This window comes from Cellvibrio fibrivorans, assembly GCF_031457055.1.
In the GTDB taxonomy this organism is placed as follows: Bacteria; Pseudomonadota; Gammaproteobacteria; order Pseudomonadales; family Cellvibrionaceae; genus Cellvibrio; species Cellvibrio fibrivorans.
Genome location: NZ_JAVDVX010000002.1, coordinates 716,072 through 727,071, shown reverse-complemented (window position 1 = coordinate 727,071; position 11,000 = coordinate 716,072). Strand labels below are relative to the sequence as shown.

Sequence of the window (11,000 nt, the reverse complement as noted above, 5' to 3'; positions counted from 1 at the left end):
AGAATTATAGGTGAGTCAGTGAACGGCCGCGTGCAAATTGACGCTTGTGAACATTAATTAACACTTGGAGAGGAGCGACAAGGCAGAAGTGATGATTATTCCTGCCTTGTCTGAACTACATCCTTTTTTATACCGGTATTCCCGCAGGTACTGCAGAGACTTTTTTCGCTTGCGTACCTTCTGGTGCTTCATATAAATCGGCGACCGAACCTAATTGATCGCGCACACGTATCATGGAAAACATACCGCCCATTTCCAATTTTCCGTGACGGCCTTCGCCCATCATCATTGGCAGGGTATTTTCCGGCCCCGGCATATGGCCCATATCGGTATGTACCTGATGTTCTGCCATTCCACTTTCACCCATCGCCATATAGCCGGGCAACACTTTATTGATTTGCGCTTCCGGTTGTTGGGCTCCGAGCATATTGGGTACACCGTGCCCCATGGCATTCATGGTGTGGTGGCTCATGTGGCAATGGAACGCCCAGTCACCGGGTACAGCAATAAATTCCAGATCGCGTGTTTGGCCTACGCCAACAATTTCAGTGACTTCTTTGCGCCATTGCGTTTGTGGCCAGCGCCCACCATCTGAACCGGTTAATTCAAATTGCACACCGTGTAAATGAATCGGATGATTCCACATCGACAAATTGCCCACGCGAATTCGCACGCGCTCACCGGTTTGCGCGACCATGGATTCAATCGCAGGAAATACTTTGCTGTTCATGGTCCACAAATCAAATTCACTCATCACACTGGGATCGGGTTTATAGGTTCCCGGATGGACTGCCCAATTGTGCAGAAGCACCGCGTAGTCGCGATCAACTGCCGGTGTGGTTTGTTCTTTGGGGTGAATGATAAACATGCCCATCATCCCCATCGCCATTTGCACCATTTCATCGGCGTGCGGGTGATACATGTGGGTACCGTGTTGGACGAGTGTAAATTCATACACAAAGGTTTCGCCCGGTTTTATAGGTGGTTGTGTTAAACCGCTAACGCCATCCATTCCCCACGGCAGTAAAAGCCCATGCCAATGTATGCTCGTATGTTCTGGTAGTTTGTTGGTAACGTAAATACGCACGCGATCCCCTTCGACTGCTTCAATCGTTGGGCCTGGTGTGCTGCCATTGTAACCCCAGGCTTTTATTGTGGTTCCCGGTGCGAATTCGTGTTCAACTTCTTCGGCGATTAAATGAAATTCTTTTACGCCATCATTCATGCGATAGCCAAGCGTGCGGCCATTAGGTGTAATGACCGGGCGATAGCCTTGCGCGGTCGGCTCCATTTTTTTTGTGCTGACAGCAGGAATATTTTTGGTGGTTTTCGCCACCCGTTTTTTTGTGGTGGTATGTTGTGAGTGATCAACACCGGCAGTATTTTTCTGATGAGCTGAGTGATCTTGCTGCGCGCCCAGCGGCAAACTGGCCGCAACCAAACCTGCTGCGCTGCCCAATAAAAGAGTGCGACGATTAATCATGGTTGTGCTCCTCATGTTCACTGGTCGTTTTATCGACGGATTCTGTAGGCATATCGTCTTCATGAAGTTGATGCGCTGAATGATCATCTGCTTGTTGATGAGTGCTGTGGTCCATTTTGCTGTGGTCCATTTTGCTGTGGTCCATTTTGCTGTGGTCCATTTTGCTGTGGTCCATTTTTCTATGGTCCATTTTGTCGTGCCCCATCTTGTTATGATCTACAGCTGGCGGCGGTACAGGAAGTGCACGCCCAATTGCCAATTCAAGTTGCGTGCGTGCTTGCCAGTAATTTTTTAATTCGCTGGTATAGTCGTGCGCTAATTGAATTTGTTGCCGTTTAATATTGAGCAATTCAAAAGGGCTGCCCAGCATAAAATTGACTTCGCGGTTGGATAGGGTTACGCGCTTTTCTGCCACCTGTAAACTTGCGCTAATTAAATCGAGCTGTTCGCGCGCCAACTGCATTTGGTTTAACGCTTGGGCGATTTCAGTGTCGACATCTAATAGGGCTTGTGCGAGCTGCGCTTGCGTTTTTGTGGTTTGTGCATCGATTGCGGCAAGCTTGCCTTGATTGCGGTTAAAAATGGGCAATGCAAATTCGATTTCGGGGCCGACATTGGTTGCCCCATCAAATTCGCGCTCGGCATTGATGCCAATGCTCATATCGCGCCAACCGTTTTCCTTGCGTATCAAACTGCGGCGATTTTCTAATTGAGCCAATTGTTGTGTGGTGATTTTTATATCTAGGCGGTCATTTTGTGCTTGTTTAAGCAGATCCGCGTGCGTTAATTTTTCTGTGGGCAATACCGGTAACTGATCAGGCAAGGTGATTGCCTGATGAGAGTTCATGCCCAACATATTCAGCAGCGTAAGATACTGTTCATGCGCATTACGTTTGCGCTTTTTGACTTGCTGCTGCACACGGCGCAATTCATTGTCGTAATACAAAAAACTATTTTCCGACATGTTGCCCGCGCGGTAGAGGCTGTTGGCCAATTGCTGGCGGGCGAGGGTGGCATCCAGCATTTGCTGCTGTACTTGCAGATGCTGACGCGCTGCAATCGCGCTGTAATAAGCATCGCCAGTTTGTGCAATCAAGGTTTGCAGGCGCGATTGCAAACGCAATTGCACACTGAGCAAATTATCCTCGGCAAGTTGGCGGCGCAGTGGACGGGTAAATAATTCCAATAGTGGTTGGCTTAAGCCGACGTCCAATTGCCAGCGCCCACCATCTTCCGGTTTTAATGCACCGATCGATAAATGCGGATTGCTGATTAATTCCGTTTGAAGGCGCTGCGCATCGGCAATGCCCAGCTGCGCCATTTCAATACGGACTTGTGGGGATTGGCTAAGTAAAAGTTGGATCGCTGATTTCAGATCAATTGTGTTGTCATCAATGTGCGCCGGCACAGAGGATAAACTGGCACCGGGATGCGTTTGACTAAGTTGTTCAGTGGCCAACGCCACTGAATTTTGTGTTGGTGTAGTGGTACAGGCACTGAGCAGCAGGCTTACGCAAAAGAGTAAGCCGCTACGAAGGAGCAGGTTAGTGGAGTTCATTTTTAAATGTCCTTAACTATTGACCGAACGTAACAACATCGGTGCAGCAAGTTAACAGCGAAAAATCGATTAAACCGAAAGGTTTATCAGTGTTGATCAGTAAAAATTTAACGGTAAAGTCGCGGTGGCCGCTGCGGCATCGCTAGTAGAGGTTGTGCAGGGGAGGGGGAGGTAAATTGTGTATAGAGGATGAGAATGTCAAAAATAGGCTGAGTAAATTCGCGCAGTACTAATGCTGAGTGCCAAGTACAAGAAAACTGGCAGTGTTTGCAAGATTGCGTATCGGCTGAATTGCCTTGGTCAGTGTTTGATGCTGGATAATCCGCTTGTGTTTCTACCGGTGTATCGTGGCAAGAAAAATGTGGCGTGGCTTCAGGTGATTCATCCGCCTGCATCAAACTAGCGTCCAGTTGCGCACAATGCAGCCATTGCCCCGCAATTGCCTGCAGCGGTAGCCACAGGCAAAGAGCGATCACAATAAGATGCAAGTTTTTACGCGCAATCATAAAAAATATTCCGCTAGTGTTTGTGAGTGCAGGCGAGTCCATCCAAAATCGGGCAATCAGGCCGATTATCTCCGTGGCATTGCGCTGCTAAATCGCTGAGCGCCTGACGCATCTGCTGCAACGATTTTATACGCTCATCCATGTCACTGATATGTTCAAGTGCCAACTTTTTTACTTCTGCACTACTGCGCTGCGAATCTTGCCAAAGACTGGCGAGTATTGCTATTTGTTTCATCGAAAATCCCAAATCCCGCCCACTTTTTATAAAACGCAGCAAGTGGATGTCACGAGTTTGGTAGACGCGATAATTGGCATAAGTACGATCCGTCGGTTTGACTAGTCCAAGGGTTTCATAATGGCGAATCATTTTGGCGCTGACACCGGTAATTTTCGCAGCTTCCCCGATGCTGTGTAGCCCTTGGGCGTGAGCATCCGCCAATTCCAGTACCGGTTTGTGGGCAAATCGACTCATGATTTTTACTCCGTAGCGGTTTTCCAATTACGTAAGCGTAGTGCGTTGGTGACAACAAAGACGCTGGAGAGTGCCATGGCGCTAGCGGCCAACATAGGCGATAAGAGTAATCCAAAAAATGGATAAGCAATACCAGCGGCCAGCGGAATCAATGCAACGTTGTAGGCAAACGCCCAAAATAGATTTTGCTTGATGTTGCGCATAGTGGCGCGCGCCAGGGCAATGCTTTTGGGGACACCCTGAATATCGCCACTCACCAGTACCAGGTCGGCGCTTTCAATTGCAATGTCCGTGCCTGTGCCAATCGCCAAACCTAAATCGGCTTCTGCAAGCGCGGGCGCATCATTAATGCCATCGCCAACATAGGCAATTGCGCCGTGTTGTTTGCGCAATTCTTTCACCGCCGCTACTTTCTGATTGGGCAACACTTCAGCAATCACCAAATCGATGCCCAATTGTTTTGCAATTACGTTAGCGGTACGTTGATTGTCACCGGTGATCATGGCGATTTTAAAATCGAGTGAGTGTAGGGCTTTCAACGCAGCAACGGTTCCGGGTTTTATGGTATCGGCAAGCGCCATCACTGCGGCAATGTGATTGTTGACGGAAACATAAATTGGCGTTTTACCCTCAGCCGCTAGTTGCTGTGCAGTTGTGCTAAATACATCAAGATTGATACCGAGTTTTTCAAACAGGCGATCAGCACCTATATGGATTTCTTCGCCAGACACCTTCGCTTTTAATCCATAGCCGGGAATTGCTTCAAATGTTTCCAAAGTGCCAAGCGCGATTTTTTCTGCCGCCGCAGCGTCTACCAATGCATTTGCAATCGGATGTTCAGAGTGTTGCTCTGCCGCTGCAGCTAAGGCCAGCACTGTATTTTTTTCAAATCCGGATGTAACAATAAAATCGGTAAGTTTGGGTTTGCCAAGTGTCAGGGTGCCAGTTTTGTCAAAGGCGATGGTCTTCACTTCTGCAAGTGTTTGCAATGCTGTGCCGCTGCGAAATAACAACCCCAGACTCGCTGCACGACCAGTTCCCACCATTATCGATGTCGGTGTTGCCAACCCCATGGCGCAGGGGCAGGCGATAATCAACACAGCTACTGCATTGACTAACGCAAAGCTCAGTGCAGGCTCGGGGCCGAAGAACAACCAAACCATAAAGGTCAGCGCAGCTATCAACATCACCACCGGCACAAACCAACGCGTAATTTGGTCCACCAGCGCTTGTATCGGCAACTTTGAACCTTGCGCTGTTTCCACCAACTCAATGATCTGCGCCAGCAGCGTATCTTTGCCGGTTTTGGTAACACGATAGGTGAATGAGCCCGTGGTATTGAGCGTGCCACCAATGACTTCAGCGGCGACCGTTTTACTGACAGGGATGGGTTCACCGGTCATCATGGATTCATCGATAAACGAACTGCCCTCAATAATTTCTCCATCGAGCGGAATTCGCTCGCCGGGGCGAACGAACAGCAGATCATTGCGTTGAATCAACGATAGTTCTACAGTTTCTTGCTTACCATCGCGCAAACGAGTGGCGTTGCGAGGTTGGAGTTTTACCAGGCGGGCAATCGCATCGCTGGTGCGACCACGGGCGTTGGCTTCCATCAATCGGCCCAGCAAAATCAGTGTGACTATTACCGCAGCTGCTTCGAAGTAAACGTTCACCGTGCCAGCAGGGAGAGCGTCAGGCGTAAAGGTTGCAACTAAGGAATAGCTCCAGGCGGCCAAGCTGCCAAGAGCTACCAGCGAGTTCATGTCCGGCTGTAAACGCACCAGCGCTGGTAAACCCCTTTGATAAAAGACCCAGCCGGGACCAAACATCACCAGAGTTGTCAGCGCCGCTTGTATGATCCAGTTCCAATTTTCCAAATTAGCCATTAGCCAGTGATGCAGTGCAGGAATTAAATGACTGCCCATTTCCATGGCGAAGATGGGCAGTGTAAGAATCAGGCTGAAAAGAAATTTTTGCTTAAGATCGACTCTTTCCTTCTCGCGTTTTGCGGCGTTTTCTTCTTGATCTGAAACTTGGGCGGGGCGTGCCTGATAACCCGCTTGTTCTACTTTTTGAATTAAATCGGCAATAGGAACGCTATGTGAAAGCATTAAGTGCGCACGCTCTGTTGCCAGATTTACGCTGACACTACTGACTCCATCCACTTTTGTTAGCGCTCGCTCAACGTGGGCGACGCAGGATGCGCAGGTCATCCCCTCAATCGCTAAATCCAGTTCTTGCATGGTGGTGCTCATGGCCTTTTCCTCTATGAGTGGGTGGTCTCGAGTTGAGCTGGATAACCTGCGTCACTCAATAGTGAGAGCAACTGCTCGCTGGATAAAGCTGACTCAACTTCTATCCTACGGATAGCTGGAAAGGCTTTTACCTGAGCAAGCTTGTCAGCGTTGTTAATGGCGCGATTGATAGCGGCGGCGCAGCCCTGGCAAGTCATATCCTGAACAGTAAATCGGTACATGATGAACTCCTACTTGGTTGACGTTAAAGCCAGACTAAGGCTTACCATCGTGGGAAGGTCAACATTTTATATTCTAGTCTTTATCAATTGCGGTCTGTGCGTTGAGCTACTAGTATCACGCACTTTATTGGTGCGACAGGATCTGCCATGACGATTAAACACCTTCTGCATGAAGCTCGTTTGCTCTTGGGTATAGAGCGTAATACCACCCGCAACGGCGAGAAAATCATATCGGCGGTCGGCGCTTTTTTCGGCATACTGGCGGTTTATTGGGGCACACGTTGGTGCTTCCCCGATGGCTTTATGCATACCGCAGGCACCTTGATTATGGTGACCTCTATGGGAGCGACAGCGGTGTTACTGTTTGCGGTACCGCAAGGCGCTTTGTCCCAACCCTGGGCGGTAATTGGTGGGCATTTGTTATCTGCCTTTGTCGGAGTGAGCATCCAACAGTTATTTCCCGATCAGACTTGGACGCCAGCATTGGCAGTGGGTTTGGCGGTGGGCGTAATGCATTACTTGCGCTGCATGCATCCACCCGGTGGAGCGACGGCTTTAGCGGCGGTGATTGGCGGTGCAGAAATTTACCGGTTGGAGTACTTTTATCTGGTGATGCCGATCCTGATTAACGTGGTCAGTATTATGTTGATGGCTATCGCCTTCAATGCCTTTTTCCCCTGGCGTCGCTACCCGGCACATCTCACCCGCCGCAAGCTCGCAAAACCGGCGGTGGCATCCGAGCGGCAATTCGAATTAACCCAGGAAGACTTTTCGGCAGCCATGGAGCAGCTCAACTCCTACGTGGATATCACCAGCGAAAACCTTACCCAATTGCTGGAGCTGGCAAAACAGCATGCCGAAAAAAACATCACCCACCCGGAGCATATTATCGCGGGGCATTTTTACAGCAACGGCAAGTTGGGCAACTTATGGAGTGTACGTCAGGTCGTAGATGCCGCTGACAACCAAAACGCCAGTAAAGATCAGGTGATTTACAAGATAGTGGCGGGAGCGGGCGGTTATGCCACCGGGATTTGTCTGCGGGCAGAATTTCGCCAGTGGTCACGCTATGAGGTTAAACAGCAACCCAATGGCCACTGGAAAAAAGTCACTGATGAAGATTAGCGGCACACCGACTGTCGCTGTATTACAAATTCCAACAAATTTCAGGTGTTTAGGGGCTAGTAGTCAGGATAAGATGCGGCAATCCTGGCTGGGCTCCAAGGCCTTGTTGGCAAAGTATCCTATCTATTTATAACTAGAGGTTTATCGTTCATGCGTTTATCTACCCAGTTCACATCTCCCGCCAAATGGCTCAAGCACTCATTTTCTGTAGCATGCTTGGGCGCAAGCTTATTAATGACGCAAGCAGCTAATGCGACTACCGTGCAATTCCAAACTGTGATGGGTGATTTTGAAGTAAATCTCTTTGATAAAACCACACCAAAAACCGTTGAAAATTTTCTGGCTTACGTAAAGGCTGATGCTTACAAGAACACTATTGTGCATCGTTCTGTGCCGGAATTTGTGGTGCAGGGTGGAGGTTACCGATACACAGGTCAATTGCCTTTGATCATGATCCCGCAAAACCCGAAAGTGATCAACGAGCCTGTCTACTCCAATCTGCGCGGAACTATCGCTATGGCTAAATTGGGAAGCGATGCCAATAGCGCCACAAACCAGTGGTTTATTAATTTGAGCAATAATGCATCAAATTTGGATAAGCAAAACGGCGGATTCACGGTGTTTGGCCAGGTAACCGGTAACGGCATGGCGATTCTTGATGCAATTGCTGCGCTCAATCGTTTCACATTGGGCAGCCTTCAGGGGTTCCCTTTGAGAAACTACACGGCGCAAGATAATACAAACAATGTGGCAATCACCGACTCGCATTTGGTGCTTATTCAAAATATTGTGGTATTAAATGCTGATCCTGATACCGCAGCAAACTTGAACCCGACCAAAAATACCCTTATCAACGAAACCGACAAAGATGATGGCGGCAGCGGCAGCATGGGTTTAATCAGTTTGCTGATGTTAGGTTTGCTTGCGTTGGGGCGTAAAAGTCTATTGAATAGGAAGTAACTTTTACTTCCAGAGGGACGTCTCGTGATTACTTATTTGTATTGGATTGCCGTTGTCAGCGTTGCCATTTTTGTGTTTTGGGGAGTAGGCCGCTACCTGAAGTGGAAAGCTGGTTTAATTGGCGGTTTGGCGATATTAATCATCGGTTGGGGGATGTACTTCTTTCATTACGAACAGCATTTCGTCAAAAACTTTGGCGGTGTTATGTCGATTGACGTCCCCAAAGGCCAAATGCATATGCAAGCCACCTGGAAAGACGACAATCTCTGGGTCGAAAATTATGACCCGGAAACCAACAGCTGTATTTTCAGCGAATATTCAAAAGGCAGTTTGTTAGAGGGTAGGGTAACGATTAAGAACTGTAATCCGCTTATGCCAAAAACCGAGTAGTTAGTTGAATATCATTACGTAAATGCCACAAAAGGGACCAATGGTCCCTTTTGTGTTTCTGGAATACCCAACACATAGCTCCAAGGATTTGAACGCAGCAAGCAATTAGATTTTTTTTGGCTAAAGGGAATTTTTTCGTTGTTGCTGCCTGTTTAAGAGCTAGGCTTCAGGTAAGCGGAGTGAAAAACTCTAGCGTTCGAGAGAGGCCGGACTATGAAAATCACTCATAGAGCACATGTTGTCTTGACGCTGCTTGTAACGTTTATGACGGGTAGTGTTATATCGGTCAATGCGACCGAAATTATTAAAGAAAAAACCTGCGATGCGATCCAAAATGCTATTAACCAGTTGCCGCCAGAGGGTGGTGAGCTTGCCCTTTTACCCGGCACTTATACCTGCACCCATCCCGTCGTTATCGACAAAAATAATGTCACGTTAAAAGGAACAGGGCCAGCAACACTTCTTCGCCTTGCAGATAATGCCAATGCGCCGGTCATTATTATGGGGCTCGCTGAAAATGTTCCCAGCCGCTCCACTCGCCATGTGCGCGTTGTTGATTTAATGATAGATGGCAATCGAGCCAACCAATCTTCTGAGTGTATGGGGGGGGCTTGCAGTGATGCGTTTCCATTGCGCAATAACGGTATCAGTATTCGTCGCTGTGTTGATTGTACGGTGCAATCGGTCACTGTCTACGGCGCTATGTCGGGTGGTTTAGTGACAGAGTTGGGGTGCCGCCGTTTAACAATTCGTGACTACACCTCTTACGATAACGAGTTTGATGGTCTGGCGGGTTATGAAACGGAAGACAGCACCTTTTCCGGTATTCATCTGTATGGCAACAAAGCGGCAGGTATCTCAACCGATATCAAGTTTAATAATAATAAATTCTACGATATCACTATCTCCGATAATAAAACGGTGGGTATCTTCATGCGTGATTCGCTGGATAATTCATTCACTAATTTACATATCCGCGATAGCGTCCAGCACGGTATTTTTCTTGCGCAAGTCAATACTGACCCAAGTACGGCAGCAACTGGCAATACGTTTACGGGTGTAGTGATTTCCCGCTCTGGAGGCATGGGGATTTTGGCGAATGATGCATCCTGCATCAATAACATGATGGTTGGTGCGCAATTCATTAATAACAAGCATGGGTGTATTAGTGAGGCTGCATCGGGGTTGGTAGAAAATGTAGGGGCAATTTGCCGCTGAAAGAGTTGGTGTGGCAGGTTTGCTAACAGAGCTATTGCAGATGTGTGTGTACCAGGATGTATCGTTTAGGTAGCTCGCGATCCTATTTGATCGCGAGCTTTTTTATGACGGTTAATTTTCTACGCTGGGTAAAAATCGATAACCTACACCAGGTTCAGTTTCTATGTAGCGCGGATTGGATGGGTCATCGCCCAATTTGGTACGCAAGCGTGCGATAAAAATGCGTAGGTAATGCGTATCTTCCACATGGGTACCACCCCAGATTTCACGCAATAACTGTTGCTGGGTAACCAACCGGCCAGCGTTATTGATCAGGCGTTTTAATAATTCAAATTCTTTGCGCGACAGCTTGGCTACTTCACCATCCACACTGAGCTTCCGCTCTTGCAGATCAATGAGCACCCGCTCATCCTGAAATTTTTGTACGCTTTCCACGCTTGGGCCAAATGCTTTTATTAAGCCGCGAATGCGCGCCAATAACTCCTGTATACCAAAAGGTTTGACTACATAATCGTTGGCGCCCACATCCAGTGCCTGCACAATTTCTGACTCACGGTTGCGTACAGACAGGACGATAATAGGTTGGTGGAAAAAATCGCGCAGTTTTTTTAGCACTACCTGGCCATCGAGGTCAGGCAAGCCCATATCCAGAATGATGAGATCGGGTGTTTCCTCTGCTGCCAATACCAAACCTTGCCTGCCGGTATCGGCTTCCAGAATGACATAGCCTTGGGCAGTCAGGCCTATTTGTAAAAAACGACGAATCTGGGGTTCGTCGTCAATAATTAAAATTCTGCTCATAAGGACTC

11 protein-coding genes are annotated in these 11,000 nt (G+C 48.2%); 4 read left to right on the top strand and 7 right to left on the bottom strand.

Annotated elements, in window-relative coordinates:
• Positions 1–127: 127 nt before the first annotated feature.
• The 6 genes from J2X05_RS07990 to J2X05_RS07965 form a co-directional block, all read right to left on the bottom strand.
• Entirely contained in the window at positions 128–1,483 is a 1,356-nt protein-coding gene (locus J2X05_RS07990) for a multicopper oxidase family protein (RefSeq protein ID WP_310070987.1), read from the bottom strand.
• The gene (locus J2X05_RS07985; protein WP_310070986.1) at positions 1,476–3,041 is read right to left on the bottom strand and encodes a TolC family protein; all 1,566 of its coding nucleotides are present in this window, start codon (positions 3,039–3,041) and stop codon (positions 1,476–1,478) included. The genes J2X05_RS07990 and J2X05_RS07985 overlap by 8 nt, the downstream gene beginning before the upstream one ends.
• Positions 3,042–3,148: 107 nt before the next feature.
• Positions 3,149–3,547, bottom strand: coding sequence for a hypothetical protein (locus tag J2X05_RS07980; RefSeq protein ID WP_310070985.1), 399 nt, complete (start codon positions 3,545–3,547; stop codon positions 3,149–3,151).
• A 13-nt stretch (positions 3,548–3,560) separates the two neighbouring features.
• Positions 3,561–4,019 (bottom strand): Cu(I)-responsive transcriptional regulator, encoded by a 459-nt coding sequence (cueR, locus tag J2X05_RS07975; RefSeq protein ID WP_310070984.1) that lies wholly within the window; start codon positions 4,017–4,019, stop codon positions 3,561–3,563.
• Positions 4,020–4,024: 5 nt separating this feature from the next.
• Positions 4,025–6,277, bottom strand: a complete 2,253-nt coding sequence (locus tag J2X05_RS07970; protein ID WP_310070982.1) for a heavy metal translocating P-type ATPase — start codon at positions 6,275–6,277, stop codon at positions 4,025–4,027.
• Between the two features lie 11 nt (positions 6,278–6,288).
• Positions 6,289–6,498 carry a heavy-metal-associated domain-containing protein gene (locus tag J2X05_RS07965; protein WP_310070980.1) on the bottom strand — a complete coding sequence of 70 codons (210 nt, stop codon included), beginning with the start codon at positions 6,496–6,498 and terminating at the stop codon, positions 6,289–6,291.
• Between the two features lie 147 nt (positions 6,499–6,645).
• Between J2X05_RS07965 and J2X05_RS07960 the strand changes: the two genes are divergently transcribed.
• The 4 genes from J2X05_RS07960 (at position 6,646) to J2X05_RS07945 (ending at position 10,191) form a co-directional block, all read left to right on the top strand.
• The gene (locus tag J2X05_RS07960; protein ID WP_310070978.1) at positions 6,646–7,623 is read left to right on the top strand and encodes an HPP family protein; all 978 of its coding nucleotides are present in this window, start codon (positions 6,646–6,648) and stop codon (positions 7,621–7,623) included.
• 150 nt (positions 7,624–7,773) lie between these two features.
• A complete protein-coding gene (locus J2X05_RS07955) occupies positions 7,774–8,583 on the top strand; it encodes a peptidylprolyl isomerase (protein ID WP_310070976.1) in 810 nt (269 codons plus the stop codon).
• A 24-nt stretch (positions 8,584–8,607) separates the two neighbouring features.
• A complete protein-coding gene (locus J2X05_RS07950) occupies positions 8,608–8,973 on the top strand; it encodes a hypothetical protein (RefSeq protein WP_310070974.1) in 366 nt (121 codons plus the stop codon).
• A gap of 213 nt (positions 8,974–9,186) precedes the next feature.
• Positions 9,187–10,191, top strand: coding sequence for a right-handed parallel beta-helix repeat-containing protein (locus J2X05_RS07945; RefSeq protein WP_310070972.1), 1,005 nt, complete (start codon positions 9,187–9,189; stop codon positions 10,189–10,191).
• Between the two features lie 111 nt (positions 10,192–10,302).
• On the opposite strand, the gene J2X05_RS07940 is transcribed toward J2X05_RS07945, so the two are convergent.
• On the bottom strand, positions 10,303–10,992 hold the full coding sequence (locus J2X05_RS07940) for a response regulator (protein ID WP_310070969.1): 690 nt from the start codon (positions 10,990–10,992) through the stop codon (positions 10,303–10,305).
• Positions 10,993–11,000 lie beyond the last annotated feature (8 nt).